General features: G+C 65.6%; 25 protein-coding genes and 4 tRNA genes. 14 read left to right on the top strand and 15 right to left on the bottom strand.

Going from position 1 to position 24,707, the window contains the following annotated elements:
- Window positions 1–57: 57 nt before the first annotated feature.
- Entirely contained in the window at window positions 58–1,338 is a 1,281-nt protein-coding gene (locus CH273_RS19675; RefSeq protein WP_032397937.1) for an HRDC domain-containing protein, read from the bottom strand.
- A 40-nt stretch (window positions 1,339–1,378) separates the two neighbouring features.
- Window positions 1,379–1,978 carry a DUF3000 domain-containing protein gene (locus CH273_RS19670; protein WP_032397938.1) on the bottom strand — a complete coding sequence of 200 codons (600 nt, stop codon included), beginning with the start codon at window positions 1,976–1,978 and terminating at the stop codon, window positions 1,379–1,381.
- 125 nt (window positions 1,979–2,103) lie between these two features.
- Here CH273_RS19670 and hemE point away from each other — a divergent pair, with 125 nt between their 5' ends.
- The 5 genes from hemE to CH273_RS19645 are packed head-to-tail and all read left to right on the top strand — an operon-like array spanning window position 2,104 to window position 8,266.
- On the top strand, window positions 2,104–3,177 hold the full coding sequence (gene hemE, locus CH273_RS19665) for a uroporphyrinogen decarboxylase (protein ID WP_032397939.1): 1,074 nt from the start codon (window positions 2,104–2,106) through the stop codon (window positions 3,175–3,177).
- Entirely contained in the window at window positions 3,174–4,529 is a 1,356-nt protein-coding gene (locus CH273_RS19660; RefSeq protein ID WP_032397940.1) for a protoporphyrinogen oxidase, read from the top strand. The genes hemE and CH273_RS19660 overlap by 4 nt, the downstream gene beginning before the upstream one ends.
- A gap of 4 nt (window positions 4,530–4,533) precedes the next feature.
- Window positions 4,534–5,229, top strand: coding sequence for a hydrogen peroxide-dependent heme synthase (gene hemQ, locus CH273_RS19655; RefSeq protein ID WP_032397941.1), 696 nt, complete (start codon window positions 4,534–4,536; stop codon window positions 5,227–5,229).
- Window positions 5,226–5,930 (top strand): HAD family hydrolase, encoded by a 705-nt coding sequence (locus CH273_RS19650; RefSeq protein ID WP_032397942.1) that lies wholly within the window; start codon window positions 5,226–5,228, stop codon window positions 5,928–5,930. The genes hemQ and CH273_RS19650 overlap by 4 nt, the downstream gene beginning before the upstream one ends.
- A 14-nt stretch (window positions 5,931–5,944) precedes the next feature.
- Window positions 5,945–8,266 (top strand): molybdopterin-dependent oxidoreductase, encoded by a 2,322-nt coding sequence (locus CH273_RS19645; protein ID WP_179275519.1) that lies wholly within the window; start codon window positions 5,945–5,947, stop codon window positions 8,264–8,266.
- On the opposite strand, the gene CH273_RS19640 is transcribed toward CH273_RS19645, so the two are convergent.
- The 6 genes from CH273_RS19640 to CH273_RS19615 form a co-directional block, all read right to left on the bottom strand.
- Window positions 8,244–8,702: a MaoC family dehydratase gene (locus tag CH273_RS19640; RefSeq protein ID WP_045195371.1), complete on the bottom strand. Its 459-nt coding sequence runs from the start codon at window positions 8,700–8,702 to the stop codon at window positions 8,244–8,246. The genes CH273_RS19645 and CH273_RS19640 overlap by 23 nt on opposite strands.
- Window positions 8,703–8,778: 76 nt before the next feature.
- A complete protein-coding gene (locus CH273_RS19635) occupies window positions 8,779–9,591 on the bottom strand; it encodes a polysaccharide pyruvyl transferase family protein (protein ID WP_032397943.1) in 813 nt (270 codons plus the stop codon).
- 130 nt (window positions 9,592–9,721) lie between these two features.
- Window positions 9,722–10,150, bottom strand: a complete 429-nt coding sequence (gene msrB / locus CH273_RS19630) for a peptide-methionine (R)-S-oxide reductase MsrB (RefSeq protein ID WP_032397944.1) — start codon at window positions 10,148–10,150, stop codon at window positions 9,722–9,724.
- A 27-nt stretch (window positions 10,151–10,177) separates the two neighbouring features.
- On the bottom strand, window positions 10,178–11,416 hold the full coding sequence (locus tag CH273_RS19625) for a glycosyltransferase family 87 protein (RefSeq protein WP_032397945.1): 1,239 nt from the start codon (window positions 11,414–11,416) through the stop codon (window positions 10,178–10,180).
- A 62-nt stretch (window positions 11,417–11,478) separates the two neighbouring features.
- Window positions 11,479–13,041, bottom strand: coding sequence for an alpha/beta hydrolase (locus tag CH273_RS19620; RefSeq protein ID WP_032397946.1), 1,563 nt, complete (start codon window positions 13,039–13,041; stop codon window positions 11,479–11,481).
- Between the two features lie 46 nt (window positions 13,042–13,087).
- The gene (locus CH273_RS19615; RefSeq protein ID WP_032397947.1) at window positions 13,088–13,876 is read right to left on the bottom strand and encodes a pyrimidine reductase family protein; all 789 of its coding nucleotides are present in this window, start codon (window positions 13,874–13,876) and stop codon (window positions 13,088–13,090) included.
- Window positions 13,877–13,910: 34 nt separating this feature from the next.
- On the opposite strand from CH273_RS19615, the gene zapE reads away from it, so the two are divergent.
- The gene (gene zapE / locus CH273_RS19610) at window positions 13,911–14,924 is read left to right on the top strand and encodes a cell division protein ZapE (protein ID WP_032397948.1); all 1,014 of its coding nucleotides are present in this window, start codon (window positions 13,911–13,913) and stop codon (window positions 14,922–14,924) included.
- Window positions 14,925–14,931: 7 nt separating this feature from the next.
- Here zapE and CH273_RS19605 read toward each other — a convergent pair whose 3' ends face one another.
- The 7 genes from CH273_RS19605 to CH273_RS19575 form a co-directional block, all read right to left on the bottom strand.
- Window positions 14,932–15,459 (bottom strand): GNAT family N-acetyltransferase, encoded by a 528-nt coding sequence (locus CH273_RS19605; protein WP_032397949.1) that lies wholly within the window; start codon window positions 15,457–15,459, stop codon window positions 14,932–14,934.
- Window positions 15,456–15,908: a hypothetical protein gene (locus tag CH273_RS27430; RefSeq protein WP_032397950.1), complete on the bottom strand. Its 453-nt coding sequence runs from the start codon at window positions 15,906–15,908 to the stop codon at window positions 15,456–15,458. Before CH273_RS27430 ends, CH273_RS19605 begins: the two co-directional genes overlap by 4 nt.
- Before the next feature lie 16 nt (window positions 15,909–15,924).
- Complete coding sequence (locus CH273_RS19595; protein ID WP_032397951.1) at window positions 15,925–16,632, bottom strand: alpha/beta hydrolase family protein; 708 nt, start codon at window positions 16,630–16,632, stop codon at window positions 15,925–15,927.
- Window positions 16,625–16,909: a hypothetical protein gene (locus CH273_RS19590; RefSeq protein WP_230597013.1), complete on the bottom strand. Its 285-nt coding sequence runs from the start codon at window positions 16,907–16,909 to the stop codon at window positions 16,625–16,627. The genes CH273_RS19595 and CH273_RS19590 overlap by 8 nt, the downstream gene beginning before the upstream one ends.
- A gap of 126 nt (window positions 16,910–17,035) precedes the next feature.
- A tRNA-Val gene (locus CH273_RS19585) sits at window positions 17,036–17,110 on the bottom strand.
- A 37-nt stretch (window positions 17,111–17,147) separates the two neighbouring features.
- Window positions 17,148–17,218, bottom strand: a tRNA-Cys gene (locus CH273_RS19580).
- Window positions 17,219–17,235: 17 nt separating this feature from the next.
- Window positions 17,236–17,307 (bottom strand) — tRNA-Gly (locus CH273_RS19575).
- Between the two features lie 243 nt (window positions 17,308–17,550).
- On the opposite strand from CH273_RS19575, the gene CH273_RS19570 reads away from it, so the two are divergent.
- The 8 genes from CH273_RS19570 to CH273_RS19535 all read left to right on the top strand — a co-directional run bounded on the left by CH273_RS19570 (window position 17,551) and on the right by CH273_RS19535 (window position 24,605).
- Window positions 17,551–17,622 (top strand) — tRNA-Val (locus CH273_RS19570).
- A 116-nt stretch (window positions 17,623–17,738) separates the two neighbouring features.
- Entirely contained in the window at window positions 17,739–18,140 is a 402-nt protein-coding gene (locus tag CH273_RS19565) for a TIGR02611 family protein (RefSeq protein ID WP_032398430.1), read from the top strand.
- Window positions 18,141–18,242: 102 nt separating this feature from the next.
- The gene (gene thrS / locus CH273_RS19560; RefSeq protein ID WP_032397952.1) at window positions 18,243–20,303 is read left to right on the top strand and encodes a threonine--tRNA ligase; all 2,061 of its coding nucleotides are present in this window, start codon (window positions 18,243–18,245) and stop codon (window positions 20,301–20,303) included.
- Window positions 20,304–20,305: 2 nt separating this feature from the next.
- Window positions 20,306–20,848, top strand: a complete 543-nt coding sequence (locus CH273_RS19555; protein WP_032397953.1) for an ATP adenylyltransferase — start codon at window positions 20,306–20,308, stop codon at window positions 20,846–20,848.
- 25 nt (window positions 20,849–20,873) lie between these two features.
- A complete protein-coding gene (gene pgsA / locus CH273_RS19550; RefSeq protein ID WP_032397954.1) occupies window positions 20,874–21,557 on the top strand; it encodes a phosphatidylinositol phosphate synthase in 684 nt (227 codons plus the stop codon).
- A complete protein-coding gene (locus CH273_RS19545) occupies window positions 21,554–22,459 on the top strand; it encodes a phosphatidylinositol mannoside acyltransferase (RefSeq protein ID WP_032397955.1) in 906 nt (301 codons plus the stop codon). Before pgsA ends, CH273_RS19545 begins: the two co-directional genes overlap by 4 nt.
- Window positions 22,456–23,580 (top strand): glycosyltransferase family 4 protein, encoded by a 1,125-nt coding sequence (locus CH273_RS19540; RefSeq protein WP_032397956.1) that lies wholly within the window; start codon window positions 22,456–22,458, stop codon window positions 23,578–23,580. Before CH273_RS19545 ends, CH273_RS19540 begins: the two co-directional genes overlap by 4 nt.
- Window positions 23,580–24,605, top strand: a complete 1,026-nt coding sequence (locus CH273_RS19535; protein ID WP_032397957.1) for an NUDIX hydrolase — start codon at window positions 23,580–23,582, stop codon at window positions 24,603–24,605. The genes CH273_RS19540 and CH273_RS19535 overlap by 1 nt, the downstream gene beginning before the upstream one ends.
- Window positions 24,606–24,707: the final 102 nt, after the last annotated feature.

Genomic DNA, 24,707 nt, shown 5'->3' with positions numbered 1-24,707 from the left:
CGACAGATGCGGACGACTCGCCCGGGTGCCCGGACGCGTCCACTACTGTAGCCGGTATTACCCGTCGGTAACTTGGGAAGGGTCCAGTGCCTTCGCCAGTACCGGCACCACCAGCGTCCGCTGCCAGGGTCGGGCCCCGCCGTCGGCCAGTCGGGCCTCGATCAGCTCGGCCGGGTCCACGTCTGAATCGAGCGGATTCTGCCAATCCCACACCAGGCGGCGCAGCAGATCCGGCATCAACAAATTCTCGACCGGCACTGCAACCGATTCGCTGAGCTCGGTCATCGCGGCTCGTACGTCGGCGAGTCGCGCCGCTGCGTCGGGATCGCGGCGAGCCCACCGATTGACCGGAGGCGGGCCGTCGAACGAGGCTGCCATCGAGGGCAATTCGGAGGTCGGAAGCGCCCGCGCACGGGTCAGAGCCGAGGCCCACAATCGGGACGATCTGCGCTGACGGGGACCGCCGAAGACCGGCAGTTGCTCGAGCTCCCGCGAGGATTTCGGGTCCGCTGTTGCCGCCGCCACGATCGCCGAGTCGGGCAGTACCCGGCTCGGTGCCACATCACGCTTGGCTGCCAGTTCGTCTCGCGTGGTCCACAATTCGCGAACGGCAGCGAGGGTGCGGGGAGATTTGATCGCATGGATCCCCGATGTCCGTCGCCATCTGTCGGTCTTGGGTTTGGGTGGCCCGAGCGTGAGGATGTGGGCGAATTCCTGTGCTGCCCAGTCCGTCTTGCCCTGCTGTTCGAGCTCCTCGGCCATCGCGTCGCGCAGTTCGAGAAGAACCTCGACGTCGAGCGCGGCATAGTTCAGCCAGGTGTCGGGCAGCGGCCGGGTGGACCAGTCGGCTGCCCCGTGGCCTTTCTGCAGGGCCAGTCCGAGGGTGCGTTCGACGATGGCACCGAGCCCCACGCGATCGAATCCGGCGAGGCGTCCTGCCAGTTCGGTGTCGTACAGAGTGGCAGGCACCAGGCCGAGTTCGGCGAGCCCGGGTAGGTCCTGATCGGCGGAGTGCAGTACCCATTCGAGCGGGTTGATCACCTCGGCGAGCGGGGCGAGATCGCCGGTGACCGGGATCGGATCGAGCAGGACCGTGCCAGCGCCGCGGCGGCGGAACTGCAGCAGGTAGGCGCGCTGGGAGTAGCGGAAGCCGGAGGCGCGTTCGGCGTCGACGGCGAGGGGGCCGTGACCTGCTGCGAGCAGAGCGGCAGCGGCGCGCACGGCGTCCGGCGTGTCGACCACGTCGGGTACGCCGTCAGCCGGGGCCAGTAGCGGAACGGCGACAGGCGCGTTCGCCTCGTCGTCCGGCGTGGTCTCGGGAGAACTCTCGGCTGACATGAGATGTGACTCTAGGCCCTGCGGTTACGAGAACCGCCCACTATGTCCGGCTGGAACTGCGCTGGCCGAGGGTGGTGATGCCCGCAGGCGGCAAACCCGCCGCGTAGGCGAGCACCTCGCAGAACGCCTCGACGTGCGTCGAGAGGTCCTCGGACGTGGCCGTCCACGAGGCGCGCAGTTCGAGCTGGTGGGCCTTGGGAGGCCCGGCGATGTCGCCGTAGCGCACCGAGCTGGTCGAGGTGACCGTGCCGCCGAGTGCGTTGAGCGGCTCCGACCGTGACTCCAGCGCGTCGACCAGCCAACTCCATCCGACCTCGGGGAGCAGGGGATCGTCGGCGAGGGACTCGTCGACGTCCGCCTGGATGTATGCGACCAGTCGAAGGGTGCCGTTCCATGCCTCGGCACCGTCGGGGTCGTACAGCAGAATGAGGCGGCCGAAGGCGTCGCCGTCGCTCTGTTCGTCGACCTGTTCGGAATCGGGATGCTTGACCTCGGCACCGATCGCGTAGCTGTAGGGAGCGAGACGCTGCGGCGGCCGGATCGGACCGATTTCGATCGCCGGGTGTACCTGAGCCCGATGCATCGCGTCGATGGCGGCGCGGAACGGCGCAGGTTCGGCGGTGGAATGGGGTTCGGTCACGTCACCGGACGTTAGACGCGTCACGTTGCCCCGAGGCGGAGGCGCGCCGAGCCGTGATGCAACCGAAGTGGGTGTGTCGCCCTTGGTGGCGGGCGCTTTCCCGACGCGTGGCAGCATGGAACCCGATGAACGCCGAACCGCACGCCACAGCCCCAGCCCGCCGGGAACTCCCGGACGCACCGTTCCTGGCCGCGATCGCGGGTCGAACTCCCTCGCGTCGGCCGGTGTGGTTCATGCGCCAGGCCGGTAGGTCGCTGCCCGAGTACCGCAAGATTCGTGCAGGCATCGGCATGTTGGATTCGTGCTTCCGGCCCGATCTCGTGGCCGAGATCACTCTTCAACCCGTTCGTCGCCACGACGTGGACGCGGCAATCCTGTTCTCGGACATCGTCGTTCCGCTCAAGGCCGCCGGTATCGATCTCGACATCGTCGCAGGCACCGGACCGGTCGTGGCGCAGCCGGTGCGGTCGGCTGCCGACGTCGCGGCTCTGCCGGTCCTGAGCGTCGATCAGGTGGAGCCGGTGGCCGACGCGGTGCGGATCCTCACCCGCGAGCTCGCCGGTACGCCGCTCATCGGTTTCGCGGGTGCACCGTTCACTCTCGCGTCGTATCTGGTCGAAGGCGGCCCGAGTCGCAATCACGAGAAGACCAAAGCGCTCATGCGGTCCGATCCGGCGACCTGGCACGCCCTGCTCGACGCATTGGCCACCACGACGATCACCTTCCTGCAGGCTCAGTTGGCCGCAGGCGTCGACGCCGTGCAGGTGTTCGACTCCTGGGCGGGTGCGCTGTCCCTCGCCGACTACCGCGAGTACGTCCTGCCGCACTCGCAGCGAGTGTTCGAGGCCGTGTCCTCGGCCGGTGTGCCGAAGATCCACTTCGGCGTCGGAACCGGAGAGTTGCTCGGGGCGATGGGTGAGGCAGGCGCCGATGTGGTCGGCGTCGACTGGCGGATCCCACTCGACGACGCCGTGCATCGTGTCGGCAACGGCAAAGCCCTGCAGGGCAATCTCGATCCAGCGGTGCTGTTCGCCGGTTGGGATGCCGTCGATACCGAAGTTCGACGCATCGCCGCCGAGGGAGACCGCGCTGTCGCGGCCGGTGCGCGCGGACATGTGTTCAACCTCGGACACGGAGTGCTTCCCGATACCGATCCCGACATTCTGACGCGCGTGGTGTCGCTGGTGCATTCGTTGTGACGGTGCGGCGATATGCCGTCGTCGGCGGCGGAATCTCCGGCCTCGTCGCGGCGTATCGCCTTCGGCAGTCCTGCGGGCCGGATGCCGAGATCACTCTCGTCGAGGCCTCGTCTCGCATCGGCGGCACGCTGCGCACCACCGCGGTCGGCACGGACTCGCTCGACGTCGGTGCGGAGGCCTTCATCGGTCGACGTCCCGAGGTGCCGGCACTGCTCGCCGAGCTCGGTCTGTCGGATCAGCTGGTGTACCCGGCACCGGTGCGACCGCTCGTCTTCTCCGGCGGTCGAACACACCCGCTTCCGCCCGGCACCCTGATGGGCATCCCGTCGTCCGCCGATTCGGTTCGGGATCTGGTGGACCCCGAAGACCTGCACCTCATCGAGACCGAAACCGCCCGGCCCTTCGCCTGGACCGCGGGATCCGATGTCAGCGTGGCCGAACTCGTGGGCACCAGATTCGGCTCTCAGGTGGTCAGCCGTTCGGTCGATCCGCTGCTCGGCGGCGTGTACTCCGGTTCGTCGAGCTCCATCGGCGTCCGCGCGGCACTGCCGACGTTGGCTGCGGCATTGGACGGCGGAGCGGCGAACCTCACCGAGGCAGTGCAGGCAGCACTGCCCACCCCGTCGCCGGGGCCGGTGTTCGGCGGGCTGCGCGACGGCTACGCGGTGTTGCTCGATGCCCTCGTCGCTGCGACCGATGCAAGGACGGTCGTCGGAGCAGGCGTCGGCGAGATCCGCCGCGAGTCCGGCGGATGGTTCGTCGACGGACTCGGATGCGTCGACGGAGTGGTGCTCGCGGTCCCTGCGCCCATTCTCGGTCGGCTCATCGCCGAGGTGGCACCCGCGGCGTCGCAGGCCGCGCGGGAGATCGAACTCGCATCCTCGGTCGTCGTCGCGCTCGCGTTCCCCAAGACCACGGAGCTACCGCAGAATTCGGGAATCCTGGTGGCCACGGACGCGGGCCTGGACGTCAAGGCATTCACCCTGTCGAGCCGCAAGTGGCCACACCTGGGTGAGCGTGACGCGGTACTGCTGCGGGCCTCCCTCGGCCGATTCGGTGACACCACGGCGTCGGACCGATCCGATGCGGAGTCGATAGAGACAGCCTCGAACGATCTGCGGACGGTAGCCGGAATCGATGTGCGGCCGCTCGCCGCGACCGTGCAGCGCTGGCCGGGAGGCCTGCCGCAGTACGCGCCGGGTCACCTCGATCGCGTCGCCGCCATCGAGGCCGGGGTCGCCGACCTACCCGGCCTCGAGGTCACCGGGGCCTGGCAGCGCGGCGTCGGGGTGCCGGCGTGTATTGCGTCCGCCACCACCGCTGCCGCTCGTCTGATCGAAGTGGCACGATAGGGCCATGGCACGCCTCGATTACTCAGCGCTCAACTCGACACTTCGCTACTTGATGTTCTCGGTCTACAAGGTCACGCCCGGCGTTCTGGGCGAGGATCGGGCCGCGGCCGCGAAGGAAGCGAAGGTGTTCTTCGAAGGTCGTGAGGACAAGGGTGTCGCGGTGCGCGGGGTCTACGACATCGCCGGTATGCGCGCCGACGCCGATTTCATGGTGTGGACGCACGCCGAGCGCATCGAGGACCTGCAGGCGACGTACTCCGATTTCCGTCGCACCACCGCGCTGGGCAAGGCGAGCACACCGGTGTGGAGCAACACCGCGCTGCACCGTCCGGCCGAATTCAACAAGAGCCACGTCCCGGCTTTCATCGCCGGCGAGGATCCGGGCGCGTACATCTGCGTCTACCCGTTCGTCCGCTCGATCGACTGGTACCTGCTGCCCGACGACGAGCGTCGCACGATGCTCGCCGACCACGGCAAGGCAGCACGCGACTACAAGGACGTTCGTGCGAACACCGTGCCGTCGTTCGCGCTCGGCGACTACGAGTGGATTCTGGCCTTCGAGGCTCCCGAGCTCGATCGCATCGTCGACCTGATGCGTGACCTGCGGGCCACCGAGGCGAGGCGTCACGTGCGCGAGGAGACTCCGTTCTTCACCGGCCCTCGGGTCGAGGTGGACGCGCTCGTCGAATCTCTGCCGTGACGACCACGGGCACACCCGCGATCGAGGCCGTCCTGTTCGACTTCTCGGGCACGCTGTTCAGGCTAGAGGAGGAGCCCTCGTGGTTCGACGGCGTCCACGATGCCGACGGCACTCCGGTCGACGGAGCGGGAGCTGCAGAGCTGATGCGGCGCATGACTGCTCCGGTCGGGGAGACGGTGGAGTTCGACGACGCCACCAGACACGCCTGGCGAAACCGAGATCTCGACCCGGCGCTGCACCGACAGGCGTACCTGCACGTACTCGCACAGTCGGGGGTCAGCGACCCGCAGCAGGCCGAGTCGGTGTACGGACGCGTGATCGACGCAGATTCCTGGACGCCGTATCCGGACACCGAGGCGGTGCTGAAAAGGCTTGCGCACGAGTCGGTTCGGGTCGGAGTGTTGAGCAACATCGCCTTCGACATCCGTCCTGCGTTCGTCGATCGCGGTCTCGATCGGTACGTCGACGAATTCGTGCTCTCGTTCGAGGTGGGTCACGTCAAACCGCAGCCCGAGATATTCCGGCACGCCGTCGCCGCTCTGGGCGTCGATCCGTCGCGGACGCTGATGGTCGGCGACAGCGACGAAGCCGACGGTGCCGCGCGGGAGATCGGATGCAACTTCGCGCTCGTGGATCCGGTGCCGACGGCGCAGCGGCCGGATGCACTGCTGGCAGCGTTGAGCGCGTTCGGAATTCGATGACCCGGGGTGGTTCGATGACCGGAGCGGCCGGAGTCCAGCACATGGGCCATTGGGGCATGTTTCGGGCCGAGTCGGACGGACGAGAAGTCACTGCGGTCCATCCCCAGGTGACCGACAGCAACCCTTCCCCGGTGTTGGGAAACCTCGTCGGGTCGGTGACCCATCGATCGCGCGTTACCTCACCCGCGGTACGCAGAGGCTGGCTCGAGCGCGGCCCGGGTCCGACCGACAAGCGTGGCAGCGATGAGTTCGTCGACGTCTCGTGGGACGAGTTGACCGACCTGCTGTCCAACGAATTGCGCAGAGTTGTCGGCACATACGGCAACAGCGCCATCTACGGCGGCTCGTACGGGTGGGCGAGTGCCGGACGCTTCCATCACGCGCAGAGCCAGGTGCATCGCTTCCTGAACTGCATCGGCGGTTACACGCGATCGGTGCACAGCTACTCACTCGGTGCGACCGGTGTCATCATGCCGCACGTTCTCGGCGCGCACTGGAAGATGTTCTCGCGCTCCACATCCTGGAACGTGATAGCCGAGCACACCGAATTGTTGGTGGCGTTCGGTGGAGTGCCGGTGAAGAACACCGGCATCAATCACGGCGGTACGTCCGATCATCCGACGGTCGACTCACTCGACGCGATGCGGGCTCGCGGTGGGCAGATCGTCACCGTGAGTCCGCTACGCAACGACATGAGCGGCGACGCTCGATGGATTGCGCCGCGACCCGGTACCGACGTGGCGATGATGCTGGCGCTCGCGTACGTGCTGGCCGACGAGAAGCTGCACGACACAGCGTTTCTGGAGAGGTACTGCGAGGGATACCCCGAGTTCGAGCGCTACCTGCTCGGCAGCACGGACGGCACACCCAAGACCCCGCGGTGGGCGTCGACGATCTGCGGAATCGAGGCCGCGGTGATCTCGGATCTGGCCCGGGAGATGGCGTCGAAACGCACGATGGTGACGGTCACCTGGTCGCTGCAACGAACGCGGCACGGCGAGCAGGCCCCGTGGATGGGCGTCACCTTGGCGTCGATGCTCGGTGGGATAGGCGTTCCGGGAGCAGGATTCGGGCACGGGTACGGGTCGATGAACGAGCCCGGTCTGGCCCCGGTGCCGTATCCGTTGCCGACTCTGCCGCAGGGGATCAATCCCGTTCCCGACCTCATTCCGGTCGCCGCCGTCTCGGACATGCTGCTGAACCCGGGCTCCGAATTCGATTACGACGGTAAGCGATTGACCTATCCTGACATCAAGATCGTCTACTGGGCCGGCGGCAATCCGTTCCACCACCACCAAGACCTCGGGCGGCTGCGTCGCGCGCTCGGCAGAGCCGACACGGTCGTCGTACACGATCCGTACTGGACACCGATGGCCAAGCACGCCGACATCGTGGTCCCGTCGACCACGTCGTTGGAGCGATCGGACCTGAGCTGCACGCGCAACGATCCCTTGCTCGTCGCCATGTCACCCGCCGCCGAGCGCTTCGCCGATTCCCGCGACGATTACGACACGTTCGCCGAGCTGGCGACGAAACTCGGTGTGGGCGAGCAGTTCACCGAGGGGCGTAGCTCGCAGCAGTGGCTCGAGCACATGTACGAGCAGTGGCGCGGATATCTACGCGCCGACGGCGTCGACACTCCGGAATACGAAAACTTCCGGCGTGAAGGTTCGTTTCGGATGAAGACCGAGGACGATCTGACGTTCTTCGAGGATTTCCGACGCGATCCGGTGGGCAACGCGTTGCGCACCCCGAGCGGGAAGATCGAGATCTTCTCGGCGACGGTGGACGGGTTCGGCTACGACGACTGCCAGGGTCATCCGATGTGGTTCGAGCCGACCGAGTGGCTCGGCGGACCGAGGGCCGAGCAGTTTCCGTTGCAACTGATCGCCAATCAGCCGCGCACCAGGCTGCACAGTCAGCTCGATCACGGTGCGGTGAGCCGGAACTCGAAAATTCGGGGCCGCGAGCCGATACGCATGCACTCGTCGGCGGCCGGGGCCAGGGGAGTGTCGGACGGCGACGTGGTGCGGGTGTTCAACGACCGCGGTTCGTGCCTGGCCGGTGTGGTCGTGGACGACGCGCTGCTCGAGTCTGTCGTCCAGTTGTCCACAGGGGCCTGGTACGACCCCGAAGATCCGGCCGATCCCGATTCGATGTGCGTTCACGGGAGCGTGAACGTGCTCACCGCAGACGAGGGATCGTCGGCGCTCGCACGCGGCTGCACCGGCCAACACGTGTTGGTGGAGATCGAACGCTACGACGAGCCGTTGCCGCCGATCACAGCGTTCGATCCACCTGTTCGGTCCGGGGTCAGAACACGACCCGAGAGATGATCTCGGCGACGAGCGCCGGCTTGTCCTCGCCCTCGATCTGCAACGTTCCCGCCGTCACCATCTGCAGTGCTCCGCCGGACACTTCCTCGACGGAGACGAGGGTGGTCTGCAGACGCACGTGGGCTCCGACCTTCACCGGGTTGATGAAGCGAACCTTGTTGGAGCCGTAGTTGATTCCGAGCTTGGTGTTCTCGATGGTGTAGATCTGCCAGTTGAGCATCGACACCAGGGACAGGCTCAGAAATCCGTGGGCGATAGGTGCGCCGAAGGGGCTTTCCTTCTTCGCCCGCTCGACGTCGACGTGGATCCACTGATGATCGCCGGTGGCGTCGGCGAAGGTGTTCACCCGTTCCTGGGTGATCTGCAGCCAATCGCTGGTGCCCAGGTCTTCGCCGACGGCCGCTTTGATCTGCTCTGGTGACGTGAAAGTGCGCATGCTCACAGTATGCACCGTCGGAGCAGGCGATCGAGTAGCGCGAACGATGTTCAGCTCTGTTCTCGGCCTGCTGAATTCAGGCGGTGTAGCGCGCAGCGAACGGAAATGCGGCGATCAGATCCTCTTGGATTTCCGTCAGATTCGGGATCGGTCGATATTCCTTCCGAAGTTGCGCGATTTTCTCGTGATCCCGCGCAAGGTCCGACGAATGCTGGAGTGCTTGTCGGTCGAAAGCGGAGTAGTAGTCGTCGAACTTGTATCCGTTGCCGCCAATGTCCTGGGTCAGCTTGATCCACGCGTTGGGGACGCCGTACGAATCCGCGACGATCAACCCGTGCAGACTCGTCGACATCACGAACTCACATGCAGTGATGTCCGCGATGACGTCGGCAGGCTTTCTGGACGGGTCGATCAACGTCACATTCTTTTCCCGCGCAAGCGCGAGCACGACAGGATCCTTCTTGTGCACCCAGTGGTAAACGAGGCCGATTCGACCGGGTACGACTGGGGAGCGTGAATAGACCCTGTTCGCCAGAAGCCCTGGGTCCCCGACCGCGACCTTGCGCTCGGACTCGATGCGACTCAACGACAGATGCCCTCGCACAGCGTAGAAGTCGAAGTCGGGGTAGCTGAAGTTCCTTTCACGGGCAGTGTCGCCGAGCATGAATCCCGAACCCCAGACCTTCAGACCTTTCCGCGCCTGCATGAGCTGGACCATTTCGAGAGTGGAACCCGCCCCGATCATGTCGCTCCGCTTCGCACGACGCCAGGAGCATTTCTGTCCGAACAGTGATCTCACCAGTCCGGGCGTCAGTTCGTCGCCGAAATTGGGTCTGACGCCGGTCAGTTTCACCTGGCGCCACCAGAAAGTCTTGATCGACGTGGCCATGCCAGTAAAATTTACTCTATGTATTAAGCAAAACAAAAGTAAATTCAGGAATACCCCGGCTGCGCGTCGGCGCATCCGCCGTTCATGACTCGCAATTCGACACCGTGATCTCCGGTATTTTCCGGGCCGATCAGGATGCGGGCTTGAGTGTCAACGAAATCGAGTTGATGCAGTACCGCTGGTCGGTCGGCGTGGGGTAGCCCTCCCCTTCGAAGACGTGGCCGAGGTGGCTGTGGCAGGTGCGGCAGATGACCTCGACGCGACGCATCCCGAGCGAGGTGTCCTCCTTGAGGATGACGGCGTCGCTGTCGGCCGGATCGAAGAACGACGGCCAGCCGCAGTGCGACTCGAACTTCTCGGTGCTGCGGAACAGCTCGGCACCGCAGGCGCGGCATTCGTAGATGCCCTCGGTGGTGGTGTCGGTGTATTCGCCGACTCCTGGGCGCTCGGTGCCTGCCTGCCGCAGCACCGCGTACTCCTCGGGGGTCAGCTTCTCGCGCCACTGTGCATCGGTGAGCTGGACGGCCGGGGCGGAATTGTTGTCGGTAGCTGAACTCATGCTCACACGCTAATACGTTTTGTCGGGCTATGCCGTTTTCGCTGGTGGCGCGCTCGGCAGTAGGTAGCTGGGTTCTATTCCGTCCTCCAACCGCCCTTCGCTGCGTGCGGCGAACCAGCGGGCGACGAGGACCCCGAAGATGACGACGATCAGCAGTGCCCAGCCGAAGGTGGTGCGCAGGTAGTCCAAGGCCCGGCCGGTTTCGATCCAGCGCCCCGAGAGCCATCGGTCGTAGTTCATGAACCCGTAGATCGCGAGCCAGGCGGGCCAGTTCCGCAGCACCGAATTCTTCAGCACGACGGTCATCAGCAGCGGGAACAGCATCATCGAGTAGTACATCTGGCCGAGCGAGCCCAGCAGCCAGTGCGCGGTGAGGATCAACCCCGATGTGGTGGCGAAGAAGAACAGACGGTCCTCGCGGCAGTATCGGTAGAGCAGCCACAGCGAGATCAGAACCATGATTCCCAGTACCGCTCGTATTCCGAGGGTGAGGAGTTCGGGGACACCGTAGTAGCGGCCGTTGCCGACGACCGCGCTGTTGAAGTAGTCGCGAGTCTGCAGCAGGTACGGCAGCGTGCGATCGATGAAATTCATCGGATCCACCGACAACGGCCAGGCGATGGCCATCATCACGACCGGAATGGCGATCGATGTGATGAACACCTTCCATTGACGCGTCATCAGCGGGAGCAGGAGGAGCGGCGCGAGCATCGGCTTGATCGCCAGAGTCAAACCCATGGCGACGCCCGCCGACAGGTCCTTGCGCTGGAGAAGGAACCCGAGGAAGGCCACCTCGCCGAGCAGAACGAAGCCGTTGAAGTTGGTGAACACCAACGTGTTGGTGACGGTTTCGCTGACGAAGGCAGCCAGCAGGAGAGCGGGGGCCGCGACCGAATCGAGCCGGAACCCGAAGATGCGCAACAGGATGTACAACGCCAGGAGAATGGCGATCGTGCTGGCGAGGATGAACAGCCAACGAGACCGCTCGGGGTCGATGACGGCGATGGGGGACAGCAGCATCGTCGCGCTCGGTTGGTACAGGTAGTGCGGATCGACGGAGTCGAAGTTCGCGGTGTACACCGGCTGACGATTGAGAAATGCCAGGGCAGCGCTGTACACCGGGTTGAAGTCGTTGGTGATGTCACCGTTGACCGCCTTGATCACCACGCGCTGGATGACGGTCATGATGGCGATCGGCCACAGGGCGTACTTGATTACCTCGGCGGTCGTCCGCCCCGAACGCGGCTCCAGAAAGCTAAGTGACACCCGGGAACGGTACCCGAGGCGGTGACCGTCCCGGCGAAGGACACCCCGCGACGGGTACCGACTCAGGCGGGGCAGACCGTGCCGTCGGTCGGAAGCGCGGTGTCGCGTGCGTAGTTCACCGCTGCGCTCTGCAGACACTGCGATCCGCCCAGGCTCGGATGCCCGCTGCCTTGCCATGCAGCCGAGGCGACGCCTGCACCGGTCGCACCGACCAACCCGGTGACCGAGGACAGTCCGCCGTTGCCGACGATCGGGTCGCCTGCGTTGGACAGGACCAATACCGGAACGTCCAGAGAGGTGGGCAGGGGAGTGGACGGAGCCGTCGGCCAGGACGAGCACAGCAACGCCGTCAGTGCAGCATCGGTGCCGTAGATCGGATAGCGGTCGGTCCACTGCGATGTCAGGTCGCGAACGCCCTGCGGTGATGGCCACTGCTGCCCGTCCGTGCACCGAGACACGAATTGCCCGTCGGTGCCGTAGGCGTTGCGGCCTCGCTCGGCGAGGGCGGACAACGCGGTGGTGTCGGACCCGGCAGCCGAGGACAGGGCGGCGGCGAGCCCGGTGGCCCGAGACGACGCGTCGCCTGCAGTCGAGGCGAGGGCGAAGGTGATGCCGTCGAGAATCTCGTGGGTGGACAGCGGCGAGAATTCGCCACCGGCGGCGCGTCGGAGCAGCTGCGCGACGGCGGCCGTCGGGTCGGGGCCGAGGGAGCAGTTCAGCGCGACGCATCGCTGCGCGAACGCACCGAACGCTGCTTCCTTGCCCTGTGTCCGCTGCTCTGCCAACGTGATCTGGTCGGCACCCACTCCGGCCGGTGAGTCGAGGATCAGGCGCGAGATGTTGGCCGGAAACTTCGCTGCGTAGGCCAACGCGGTGAGCGCGCCGTTGCCCGAGCCGATCAGGCCGATCTGTTCCACGCCCCAGAGTTGCCGCAGACGGTCGAGATCGTCGGCGGCGTATGTGGTTCCGAAGGCGAGCTCCTGCGGCTGCAACGTGTCGGTGCACTCGATCGTGGCGTCACGACCGGCGTCGACAGCGCGGTCGACGCTGTCGGCATCGGATCTGGTGAACTGCCCCAGCGCGTCGACGTCCGTTTTGGTCGTCGGGTCGATGCAGTCGACGGCGGTGGATCGGCCGATGCCGCGTCGATCCACCGCGACGATCGGATGGGCCTCGAGCAGCGTCGCGAGCGGGCCGGCGGCCATCGTGGCCAACGTGGCAATCGAGGATCGATCCGAACCGGACGTGAACACCAGCGGTCCCGCATCGGTGGGTGTTCGGTCGAGTCGGGCTCGCAGTGCGCCGACGGCGAAGGTGCCGAACATCTGCCCGCTGGCGTCGACGTCGGCTTCGTACTCTGCGCATTCGAGTGTCAGCCCGGGGGTGGTGGAGGTGAGCCCGAAGGTGCCGAGTGTGGCTGTGGTGCAGTCGGTCCAGGCGAGATCGGTAGCGGGAACGGCAAGCGCGACCGGTTCCGGTGGCGCGTCCGTCGAGGTTTCCGCCGGTTGACCGGGGGATCGTTGTTCCACCGCGACGTCGGGTCGGAGCGACGGGCCGGCGCCGCAGGCCGCGCACATCGTGGCGAGGACGAGGACCGCGGCGAGCAACGTTCGTTTCTGCGTCACCGTGCGAGGCTATCGACTTTTCGATCGTTGCCGGGCGGCGCGCAGCTCATGGGCGACGAACCCAGCGCGTGAGCAGCGTTCCGTCCGCATCGCCCAGAACGTGTGCCCGGTGCATGGGCGTGTCGGACGCGACGCCTGCGTGGGCGATACGGCCCGCCTCTCCTGCGACCAACATCGGCGAGGTCGTCAGACACAATTCGTCCGCCGCCCCGTCGGAGACGATTTGCCCGAACAGTCCCGGTCCGCCCTCGCACAGGATTCGGCGGAATCCGAGGTCGCTCAGCGTCGCAACGATGTCGCCGGTCGACACCGATTCGCCGGACACCCCGATCACCGTCGCACCCGCCGAACGAAGCGCGGCCACTGTCGAGCTGTCCGCCGCCGCGGAGGTCAGCACCACCGGCTGCACGTCGGCGTCGGTGACCAATCGAGAATCCGCATCGATGGAACCGGAGGCGGTCACCACCACGATCGTCGGAACCGGTTCGAGTCCACCGGCCACCCGCCGTGCCTTCGCTTCGGCGGACAGCGAAACGCCGCCGTAGTTCTCGGCGCGAGCGGTTCCGGCACCGACCAGTACGGCGTCGCAGAGTTCACGCAGAATGCCGAACAGTCGGGCGTCCGCGGGGGTTCCCAGGCCCGCCGACTTACCTTCAGCGGTGACCGATCCGTCGATGCTGGCGACGAAGTTCGTGCGGATCCACGGTCGGTCCAGTTGTGTGGGGTAGGAGTACAGGGCCCGGATGGCATCGTCGTCGAGGATCGAGCCGACGGCGGGCGCGGAGTCGGCTGCCTGCTCCGATGTGAAGTAGGTCCCATTATCGAGAAGCTGCATGAGAGAGATCAGACCACGTCGTTACGCTCGACAAATGCCCGCACGCCTTGTCGACCGAAATCCCGTGGTCCCCTCCGATCAGTTGATCGCGCAGATGGTCCCGCCGGCGATGTTCGACGACGTCAGTTTCTCCTCGTACATTCCCGACCCCAAGGAGCCGACGCAGGCTGCTGCGGTCGCGAAGGCCGAGGAGTTCGCGAACAAGGTGCAGAAGATCCGCGGCAAGGGCAAACGAGGTCTGTTCGGCAAGAAGACCCCGGCCATCGGTGCAGGCCTGTACCTCGACGGCGGCTTCGGTGTCGGCAAGACTCACTTGCTCGCCTCGATCTACCACAGCGTTCCCGAGCCCAAGGCATTCGGCACGTTCGTCGAGCTGACGCACGTGGTCGGCGCTCTGGGCTTCAACAAGGCCCTCGAAGAACTCTCCAACCACAGCGTGCTGTGTATCGACGAGTTCGAGCTCGACGATCCCGGCGACACGATGTTGGTCTCTCGGTTGCTCTCCGAGCTCTCGCAGCGCGGAGTGTCCATCGTCGCGACCTCGAACACCTTGCCCGGGCAGCTCGGTGAGGGTCGCTTCGCCGCCGAGGACTTCATGCGAGAGATCAAGAAACTCGGCTCGATCTTCGAGTCCATCCGGGTCGACGGACCCGACTACCGCCATCGCGATCTGCCCCCGGCTCCGGAGCCCACGTCCGAGGCCGAGCTGATCGACCGCGCCGATACCGTCGAGGGCGCAACCCTGGACGATTTCGACGAGCTGCTGGCGCATCTGAGCACGCTGCACCCCTCGCGCTACGGCAAGTTGCTCGACGGCATTCCTGCGGTGTTCCTGAAGAACGTGCACCCGGCATCGGATCAGGCCATCGCCCTGCGCCTGGTGGTCCTCGCCGATCGCCTGTACGACGCGGGTATCCCGGTGACGGCGTCGGGCGGCAAGCTCGACGAGATCTTCACCGAGGAGATGTTGGCCGGCGGCTACCGCAAGAAGTATCTGCGCGCCACGTCGCGGCTGCTCGCGTTGTCCCGGTTCGCCGCAGTCGGCTGAGCGGTCGTCACAGCCTCACCTCCATGACGTAGTCGTCGTGTGTCTGGACGCCGACGACGAATTTCTTGGTGCCCACGATCTGGAAGCCGTGTTTGGTGTAGAACTTCTGCGCCCGTACGTTCTGTTGATTGACACCCAACCATGCTGCCGCACAACCGGATTCGCGTGCCTGGCTCAGCGACGACGACATCAGTCGGCCCGCGGCTCCGCCGCCGTGCTGGGTCGGTTCCACGTAGAGTTTGCTGATCTCGATGGTCGGCTCGTGCGACAGGGTGGCGCGAATATCCGGGTCGGTGGGCGTCCCCGACACGAGCATCGCGTAGCCCACCACGTGAGCGTCCACAGTTTCGTCGATCAGGACGGCCCTGTTCGGATCGGCGATGTAGTTCTCGAAGTGCTCGGCCGACAGCACGTTCGAGATGAATTGCTCGATGTCGTCGGGCCGGGTTCCCGGCGGGCAGGCGAGCGGAAAGGTCGACGCGGCCACCTCGGCGACGCGATGTGCATCGCCGAGTGTTGCTACCCGCACGGTCACAGCAGATCCACTGCGTTCTTGGCATCGCGCAACGACATACCGGTCCGGTCGCGCAGCAGTTTGATGGCCGAGATCGTCTTGCCCTCCGATTTGAGGGACTGCAGTCGCGGGATCAGATCGTTCCAGGGTGTCGGACCGGATTGCGCGGCGTCGACGATGGTGGCCGAGGACGGAAGGGGCTCGCCGCGCTGGACGCTTTCGATCGCGATCTTCGCGTCGTGGAGGCCGGCACCTGTTCGTTCGCGAAAGACCTTGATCGCCTGGAGCTTCTTGTTGGCGGCCAGTAGCTGATGAATGTCTGCGCGGGCGCTCTCGTCGAGACCGACGAACATGATGTGGCGTGAGGTGTCCGAGGACGAGCCGGGCTTCTTGCGGGCCAGCAGCCACGCCGCGAGCACCGCCGCGTCGACGAGGACCAACGCCACGATGAACCATCCCCAGGTCGGCATGCCTTAGTAGACCACTTCAGCGTGACGGGTCGAAGAGCGGGACGTCAACGGACGAATCGGACGTCGGGGCAGCGAACAGCGAGGTGGCACCGGCAAGGGTTTTCGTCGCCGCGTCGTACCTGACCGGAGCGAGGTCGTGGCCTGCGCCCTCGATGTCGACGAGCAGTGTGGGTGCCGGGACGAGCGCGAGCGCAGCGCTCAGCTCGGCAGTGGTGCCGAACGGGTCCTTCGTGCCGTGCACCACCACCGCCGGTGTTCGCAGTTCCGGAAGGTGTTGGGTACGAACCTTCTCCGGCTTGCCCGGCGGGTGCAAGGGGTAGGACGTCAGCACGAGCCCGTCGACGAGGCCCGGTCGTTCGGCCGCGATCATCGACCCTTGCCTGCCACCGTAGGAATGCCCACCGAACGCGATGAATCCGTCTGTCTCGGCGCGGAGGCGTTCGACGGCCACGGAGATACCCAGCCGGTCCTCGGCCGAGCGGGACGGGTGCGGCGGTCCTTTGGGTTTGCGTACCCGAAAGGGAAGGTCGAACCTCAGCACCGTGAACCCGGCTGCCGTCCATACTGCGGCGATGCGCTGCAACAGCGGCGACTCGCAGTTGCCGCCCGCACCGTGGGTGAGAGCCAGGCCGCCCCGTGACGGAATCGCGGGCGTGTGCAGAAAGGCGACACCCCCGCCGAGATCGATGTCGGCGGGGGCGTCGGGACCTTCGAGTTCAGGCATCGTTCGAGGACGTTACCTTTTCCTGGTTGTCGGCGTGATCCGTGGCGGAATCGTCATCGGAACTGTCGGAGTCCTGGTCGTCGGCGTCCACCATCTCACCGTTGTCGTCGACCATGTCCGCGAACGCGGTGCCGGCGACGGTCCCGTTGGTTCCCGGAAGGGCCACGGTGGGCCGGGCACCGGGTCGATACCGGTCGTCGAGGCCCTCGACGGACTTCTTCGCTTCCTCCAGGGTGGCGTCGTCGACTGTGGGTTCGCTCTGAGCTTCGTCCGACACGTGAGTGTCCTTCCGTCGAAGTGTGTGCGTCATCTCCACTGTGCACTTCTATGGCGTGAATCACCACATTTGATTCGTCAAGCACAAAAAAGACCCCCTCGAAAGGGGGCCTTCGTTGTGTTGCTGTGGTGCGCGATACTGGGATTGAACCAGTGACCTCTTCCGTGTCAGGGAAGCGCTCTCCCGCTGAGCTAATCGCGCGTGTCCTCGCATCGGCCTTGCGACCGACGCACTAGCGAGGTGGAGACGGGAATCGAACCCGTGTGCACGGCTTTGCAGGCCGTTGCCTCACCACTCGGCCACTCCACCATGGGTCGAGACCCTCGAGCGGATGACGGGATTCGAACCCGCGACCCTCACCTTGGCAAGGTGATGCGCTACCACTGCGCCACATCCGCATACCCCGGAGCCGTTCACTGCTGGGCAGTTGCTGTCTCCGTGGTGCGGGGAAAACATTAACCCAACGGGAGTGAAACTCACAAATCTCGTGGTCAGCCGCGGAATTCGACCGATCGGCCCATGTGAATGATGTGAAAGCAGAGGCGGAACGAGTTCAGTGGAGGTAGTCCATCGACGAATTCGATGATCGGGTAGGCGATTCGGTTCGCCGCGGCACCTCGTGTTAATGTTTTGCCTCGTTCGGTCCCGTGGCTCAGTGGGAGAGCGTCCGCTTCACACGCGGAAGGTCGCTGGTTCGATCCCAGCCGGGACCACAGAAAAGAAGGCCCGCACCGCTCGTCGGTGTGGGCCTTCTTGCGTTCGAGGCCGGTAACCTGGGTCGGTGAGCACCGAAGAGACGAAGCCGCAGGCCGTCGACGACCAGGGTCCGATGGACACAGCCAAGGTGAAGCATCGGCGCTTCCGGGCGCGCATCGCCGAGAACAAGTCGCTCGATCTCGCCTACCGGATAACGATCGGTGTCGTCGGAACGGTCGTGCTGGTGTTGGGTGTACTCGCCATTCCGTACCCGGGGCCCGGGTGGCTGATCGTGTTCGCGGGTCTGGGCATCCTGGCCTCGGAATTCGCGTGGGCCAAGAGTGCGCTGCGGTTCGTCCGCAAGAGATACGACGCATTCATGGCGTGGTTCTCCGAGCAATCGATGTTCGTCAAGGGCCTCGGCGTTCTGTTCACCACCGTGGTCGTGCTGGCCACGCTGTGGCTGCTGGGAACGTTCGCGTTGGTCGGAGGCTGGATCGGGCTCGACTGGACGTGGCTCGAAAGCCCGATCTGACGTCACGCGTCGCGCTGAGGCCAATCGAGTGGACCGATGCCGATAGGCTGTCGGAGGCCTTCCTGGCCAGAAGAACCGATCGAGGAGTACATCGCTGTGAGCATGCCCGTTGTCGCCGCTGTTTCGCCCGCCCGCATCATGGTGCCGGCCGGAACCACGGCAGGTACGGCGCTCCGCGACACCGGCCTGCCCAACAAGGGACCCGACGCGATCGTCGTCGTGCGCGATCCCGACGGCAAGCTCCGTGACCTGTCATGGGCACCGCAGGGCGACACCGAGGTCGAGCCCGTTCCGGCGAACACCGAGGACGGACGAAGCGTCATCAGGCACTCGGCTGCGCACGTGCTGGCGCAGGCCGTTCAGGATCTCTTTCCCGACGCCAAGCTGGGCATCGGACCGTTCATCAAGGATGGCTTCTACTACGACTTCGACGTGCAGCAGCCGTTCACTCCCGAGGATCTGACGGCCCTCGAGAAGAAGATGAAGCAGATCGTCAAGGCCGGACAACGTTTCTCGCGTCGGGTGTACGAGTCGGTGGAGCAGGCCCGTGAGGAGTTGGCTAACGAGCCGTACAAGCTCGAGCTGATCGACGACAAGTCCGGCATCGACGATCCCGAGGTCATGGAGGTCGGCGGGGGAGAGCTGACCGCCTACGACAATCTCAATCCCCGGACCGGCGAGCGTATCTGGGGCGATCTGTGCCGCGGACCGCACATCCCCACCACCAAGTACGTGCCCGCGTTCAAGCTCACCCGCAGTTCGGCCGCCTACTGGCGCGGCAATCAGGACAATGCAGGCCTGCAGCGCATCTACGGAACGGCATGGGAGTCCGCCGAAGCGCTCGATGCGCATCTCGAACTGCTGGCCGAGGCGGAGCGTCGCGATCACCGCAAGCTCGGATCCGAGCTGGACCTGTTCAGCTTTCCCGACGAATTGGGCTCCGGTCTTCCGGTGTTCCATCCTAAGGGGGGTGTGATCCGCAACGAGCTGGAGAACTACTCCCGCCAGCGGCACATCGAAGAGGGCTACGAGTTCGTCAACACCCCGCACATCACCAAGGGCCATCTCTACGAGGTCTCGGGTCACCTCGATTGGTACCGGGACGGCATGTTCCCGGCGATGCACCTGGACGCCGAACTCGACGAGAACGGCGACGTGCGCAAGCCCGGCCAGGACTACTACCTCAAGCCGATGAACTGCCCGATGCACAACCTGATCTTCCGCTCTCGCGGCCGTTCGTACCGCGAACTGCCGTTGCGCCTGTTCGAGTTCGGCTCGGTCTACCGCTACGAGAAGTCCGGCGTCATCCACGGTCTGACCCGGGTGCGCGGGATGACCCAGGACGACGCGCACATCTTCTGCACCCGCGAGCAGATGCGCGGCGAGCTCACCAGCACCCTCGAGTTCGTTCTCGGGCTGCTCAAGGACTACGGCCTCGACGACTTCTACCTCGAACTGTCCACTCGCAACCCGGAGAAGTCGGTCGGCAGCGACGAGGTCTGGGAAGAAGCGACCAACACCCTCGCCGAGGTGGCGGCTGCGTCGGGCCTGAACCTGGTGCCCGATCCGGGTGGTGCGGCGTTCTACGGACCGAAGATCTCGGTACAGGCCAAGGATGCGCTGGGGCGTACCTGGCAGATGTCGACCATTCAGCTCGACTTCAACCTGCCCGAACGCTTCGAACTCGAATACACCGGCTCGGGCGGAACCAAGGAACGCCCGGTGATGATTCACCGCGCGCTGTTCGGATCCATCGAGCGCTTCTTCGGAGTGCTCACCGAGCATTACGCGGGCGCGTTCCCGGCCTGGCTCGCACCGGTCCAGGTCGTGGGCATCCCGGTTGCCGAGGTCTACCAGGACCACCTGTTCGCGGTGGTGAACGAGCTGAAGAAGCGTGGCGTACGCGCCGAGGTCGACGCCAGTGACGACCGGATGCAGAAGAAGATCTTCAACCAGACGGCGCAGAAGGTTCCCTTCATGCTCCTCGCCGGCGAACGCGACGTCGAGGCCGGTGCCGTGAGCTTCCGATTCCGGGACGGCACTCAGGTCAACGGCGTCCCGGTGGCGCAGGCCATCACCGTCGTCACCGACTGGATTTCCCAGCGCAACAACGCATCACCGACCGCCGAGCTCGTGCAGACCGAACCCGCAGGAGTGAGCTGATCATGTCGGAACAGGACGAGTCGATCGTCGTCACCGGGGCCGGTGAGCCCGATCGGCTGCAGCGACTGTGGACGCCGCATCGGATGTCCTACATCGCCGAGGCTCCTCAGGGCTCGGCGAAGTCGAACGAGCCGTTCTCCGACATCCCCAAGATGAGCGACGAGGACGGTCTCGTCGTCGCTCGAGGCGAATCGGTGTATGCGGTCCTCAACCTGTATCCGTACAACCCGGGCCACGCGATGATCGTGCCGTACCGTCGCGTCGCGGCACTGGAAGACCTCACGCCCGCGGAGAGCGCGGAACTGATGGCCTTCACGCAGCAGATGATTCGCGTCATCAAGCGAGTGTCACGTCCGCACGGGTTCAACGTCGGGCTCAACCTCGGAGCTGCCGCGGGCGGGTCCTTGGCCGAGCATCTGCATCAGCACATCGTGCCCCGGTGGGGCGGCGACGCGAACTTCATCACCGTGATCAGCGGCGCAAAAGTGATGCCGCAGCTGCTCCGCGACACTCGGGCCCTGCTGGCGTCGGCCTGGAACGAATGAACCACAGGCGAGAGGAGCACGCGCCGTGCTGAGCATTTTCGGCCGTGCGCCGGTCTCGAAGGTGACCGCCCCGCTCGGGCGCGCCCTCAACAGCACCGGACTGACCCCCAACTCGGTGACGATCATCGGCACCGTCGTCACCGTGACCGCGGCGGTCACGATGTACCCCGCCGGCTACCTGTGGTGGGGCTCGATCGTCATCACCCTGTTCGTCCTGTTCGACATGCTCGACGGTGCCATGGCGCGGGCTCGGGGTGGTGGTACCAAGTACGGTGCCGTCCTCGATGCGACGTGCGATCGAGTGGCCGACGGTGCGATCTTCGGCGGATTGGCCTGGTGGGCCGTCTATTCCGAGCAGGACAAGCTGCTGCTGGTGGCCACCCTGATCTGCCTGGTCACCTCGCAGGTCATCTCGTACGCCAAAGCCCGCGCCGAGGCCAGCGGCTTGTCAGCGGACGGTGGTTGGATCGAACGACCGGACCGCCTCGTCATCGTTCTGGTCGGAGCTGGGCTCACCGGTGTCGGAAGACATTTCGACATTCCGTGGCTGGACAGCCTGATCTACCCGGCCATGTGGATTCTCGCCGCCCTGAGCATCGTCACCGTGTTCCAGCGCGTTCTCGCAGTTCGTGGATCCGAGGGTGCCCGTGACATCATCGTGCCTCCGGTGGCACCGGCACCCGACGACGGCGACGTGGCCGCGTCGTGAATCTCTCCGACAGAGCGAGCGACGCCGGCTACGCGGCCGGTTGGCGCCTGGTCCGGTCTCTGCCCGAGCCGGTGGCACGACGCCTGTTCGATCGCGGCGCAGACTTCGCGTCGACGCGCAACGGCGGCCCGGATCAGTTGCGTCGCAATCTCGCTCGCGTCCTGGGAACCACTCCCGCCGAGGTACCCGACGAGCTGATTCGCGACAGCCTGCGCTCCTACGCTCGATATTGGCGCGAGGCGTTTCGGTTGCCGTCGATGGATCTGGCTGCGCAGGCCGCCGTCATCGATCGGTGCGTGAACGGCAAGGAACATCTCGAGGGTGCGCTCGCGGCCGGTAAGGGAGTGGTCCTGGCTCTGCCGCACAGTGGCAATTGGGACATGGCCGGAATGTGGCTGGTGCGCACGCACGGAGGCCTCTCCACCGTTGCCGAACGGCTGAAGCCCGAATCCCTGTACCAGCGATTCGTCGCCTATCGAGAGAGCCTGGGCTTCGAGATATTCCCGCTCAGCGGCGGCGAGCAACCGCCTCTGCTCGCACTGTCCGAGAGACTGCGGCAGAACAAGGTCGTCTGCCTGCTCGGCGAGCGGGACCTCGCCAAGCACGGGGTGCCGGTCACCTTCTTCGGTGAACCGACCCGGATGCCTGCGGGCGCGGCGAAACTCGCGATCGACACCGGGGCGACGCTGCTCCCGGTGCACGGCTACTTCGACGGCGACGGCTGGGGATTCGACATCTCGCCCGCAGTGGATGTCTCGGCCGGGGTCGGGCCTGCCACCCAGACGTTGGCCGATCATTTCGCAGCCGGAATCCGAGCCCATCCGGCGGACTGGCACATGCTGCAGCCGTTGTGGATGAGCGACTGGTCGGCCGATCGACGCGCCCGAATCGAGGGCGCGTGAAGATCGGCATGGTGTGCCCGTACTCGTTCGACGTTCCCGGTGGAGTGCAAGCACACGTTCAGCAGTTGGCCGAGGTGTTCATCGAACGCGGGCATCGCGTCAGTGTCCTGGCTCCGGCGTCCGACGATGTCGAGCTACCGGACTTCGTGGTGTCGGCGGGCGAGGCTCTCGCCATTCCGTACAACGGATCCGTCGCACGGCTGCGATTCGGACCGATCACATATTCTCGAATCCGGAAGTGGATCTCCGACAACGACTTCGACGTGCTGCACATCCACGAACCGAACGCGCCGAGCCTGTCGATGCTGGCGCTCAAGGCCGCGGACGGCCCGATCGTGGCGACCTTCCACACCTCGACGACGAAGTCCCTGGTGCTCAGCACCTTTCAAGGAGTGCTGCGTCCGTACCACGAGAAGATCAGCGGCCGTATCGCCGTGTCGGAGCTCGCCCGGCGCTGGCAGGTCGAGGCCCTCGGCTCCGACGCCGTCGAGATCCCCAACGGAGTCGACGTGCCCGCATTCGCCGATGCCCCTGTGCTGGAAGGCTATCCACGCGCCGGTCGCACGGTGCTCTTCCTCGGCCGTTTCGACGAACCGCGCAAAGGAATGGCAGTCCTGCTCGGCGCTCTGCCCACACTCGTCGAATCCCACCCCGACATCGAGATCCTGATCGTCGGCCGTGGCGACGAGGACAAGCTACGCAAGGACGCAGGCGCACTCGCGTCGCACCTGACGTTTCTGGGGCAGGTCGACGATGCGACCAAGGCATCCGCGATGCGCAGCGCCGACGTCTACTGCGCACCCAACCTCGGCGGTGAGAGCTTCGGCATCGTCCTGGTCGAGGCCATGGCCGCCGGAACACCGGTGGTGGCAAGCGAACTCGACGCCTTCCGACGGGTCCTGCGGGACGGCACGTGCGGACTCCTCGTTCCGATCGACGACTCCGCTGCCCTCGCCGTCGCCGTCTGCTCGATCCTCGGCGACGATGCCGTCCGTGCACGTCTGGTCGACGCCGCCTCCGTGGCTGTCACCACCTACGACTGGCCCGTCGTCGCCGAGCAGATCCTGCGTGTCTACGAAACCGTCACCCTCGGGGGACAGAAGGTGCGGGCAGCGAACTGATGACCTTCTCAGCGCTCACGATTCTGGTACTCGGGCTGATCGCCGTACTGATCCTCGTCGTCGGCCTGTGGGCCTACGGAACGGCGAACCGACTCGACCGCCTACACGTGCGCACCGACCTCGCCTGGCAGGCGCTCGATGCAGCACTCGCCCGCCGGGCCGTCGTCGCGCGCGCGGTGTCCGCGGCGACCCGGGACTCGGCCCCGTCGAGCAGAGAACTCGCTGCGTTGGCCGATCGGGCCGAACGCGTCGACCGGTCACAGCGCGAAGAGGCCGAGAACGCGGTGTCCATGGCTCTGGCCGTCGTCGAACCGAACGACTTGCCCCCGCAACTGGTCGCCGAACTGGCCGACGCCGAGGCCCGCGTGTTGATCGCACGACGGTTTCACAACGACGCAGTTCGCGACACCCTTGCCCTGCGCGTCAGACGTCCCGTCCGTTGGTTGCACCTCGGCGGAACCGCGGCACTGCCGTCGTACTTCGAGATCGCCGAGCGGTCTGCTGCCGCGACGTTCGGCAGCGAGAACCGCGCCACCCCGAGAACGTCCGCGCGGGTGGTGCTGCTCGACGAGCGCGGTCGCGTACTGCTGCTGCGCGGACACGATCCGACGGTTCCCGACACCTTCTTCTGGTTCACCATCGGTGGGGCAGTGGAGAAGGGCGAATCGCTCCGCGAGGCAGCGGTGCGGGAGGTACACGAGGAGACCGGCCTGACCATCGCTCCGGCCGACCTGCGCGGTCCGCTGTGGCGTCGGGTTGCGACGTTCCCGTTCAACGGAACTCTGATCCGCTCGGAAGAATTGTTCTTCGCGATCCGGACGCAGGAGTTCGAACCGCACAGTGCTGGTTTCACCGATTTCGAACGCCGCACCGTGACCGGCCATCAGTGGTGCACCGAAGCCGACATCCGTGCGCTGAGCGCGGTCGGCGAGAACGTCTATCCCCAGGACCTGGCGGAACTGCTCGACGAGGTCAACGTGGCTCTCGCTCGACGCGGTGATCCGGACGTGCGCGCTATCCGCTAGCGATCTGGACCCTTTTCGAGCAGTCCAGCAATCGTCAAGTGGTTATGGGAAACCGTCGCGTCGAGGCCTACAGTTCTGGGCGCGACTTCGCGCCGCGTGCGA

Source organism: Rhodococcus sp. 05-339-2, from assembly GCF_002258965.1.
Lineage (GTDB): Bacteria > Actinomycetota > Actinomycetes > Mycobacteriales > Mycobacteriaceae > Rhodococcoides.
Note: the sequence above shows the minus strand (reverse complement) of the source record. Positions and strands in the feature narration are given on the sequence as shown.

Bases quoted from the DNA above. Each gene is read 5' to 3' on its own strand.
- CH273_RS19640 (WP_045195371.1), bottom strand. From the start codon at position 8,702: ATGCGCACTTTCACGTCACCAGAGCAGATCAAAGCGGCCGTCGGCGAA.
- thrS (WP_032397952.1), top strand. From the start codon at position 18,243: ATGCCCGTTGTCGCCGCTGTTTCGCCCGCCCGCATCATGGTGCCGGCC.
- CH273_RS19645 (WP_179275519.1), top strand. From the start codon at position 5,945: ATGACCGGAGCGGCCGGAGTCCAGCACATGGGCCATTGGGGCATGTTT.
- CH273_RS19535 (WP_032397957.1), top strand. From the start codon at position 23,580: ATGACCTTCTCAGCGCTCACGATTCTGGTACTCGGGCTGATCGCCGTA.
- CH273_RS19635 (WP_032397943.1), bottom strand. From the start codon at position 9,591: ATGGCCACGTCGATCAAGACTTTCTGGTGGCGCCAGGTGAAACTGACC.
- CH273_RS19595 (WP_032397951.1), bottom strand. From the start codon at position 16,632: ATGCCTGAACTCGAAGGTCCCGACGCCCCCGCCGACATCGATCTCGGC.
- CH273_RS19565 (WP_032398430.1), top strand. From the start codon at position 17,739: ATGGACACAGCCAAGGTGAAGCATCGGCGCTTCCGGGCGCGCATCGCC.
- CH273_RS27430 (WP_032397950.1), bottom strand. From the start codon at position 15,908: ATGCCGACCTGGGGATGGTTCATCGTGGCGTTGGTCCTCGTCGACGCG.
- msrB (WP_032397944.1), bottom strand. From the start codon at position 10,150: ATGAGTTCAGCTACCGACAACAATTCCGCCCCGGCCGTCCAGCTCACC.
- hemQ (WP_032397941.1), top strand. From the start codon at position 4,534: ATGGCACGCCTCGATTACTCAGCGCTCAACTCGACACTTCGCTACTTG.
- CH273_RS19675 (WP_032397937.1), bottom strand. From the start codon at position 1,338: ATGTCAGCCGAGAGTTCTCCCGAGACCACGCCGGACGACGAGGCGAAC.
- zapE (WP_032397948.1), top strand. From the start codon at position 13,911: ATGCCCGCACGCCTTGTCGACCGAAATCCCGTGGTCCCCTCCGATCAG.
- hemE (WP_032397939.1), top strand. From the start codon at position 2,104: ATGAACGCCGAACCGCACGCCACAGCCCCAGCCCGCCGGGAACTCCCG.
- CH273_RS19555 (WP_032397953.1), top strand. From the start codon at position 20,306: ATGTCGGAACAGGACGAGTCGATCGTCGTCACCGGGGCCGGTGAGCCC.
- CH273_RS19615 (WP_032397947.1), bottom strand. From the start codon at position 13,876: ATGCAGCTTCTCGATAATGGGACCTACTTCACATCGGAGCAGGCAGCC.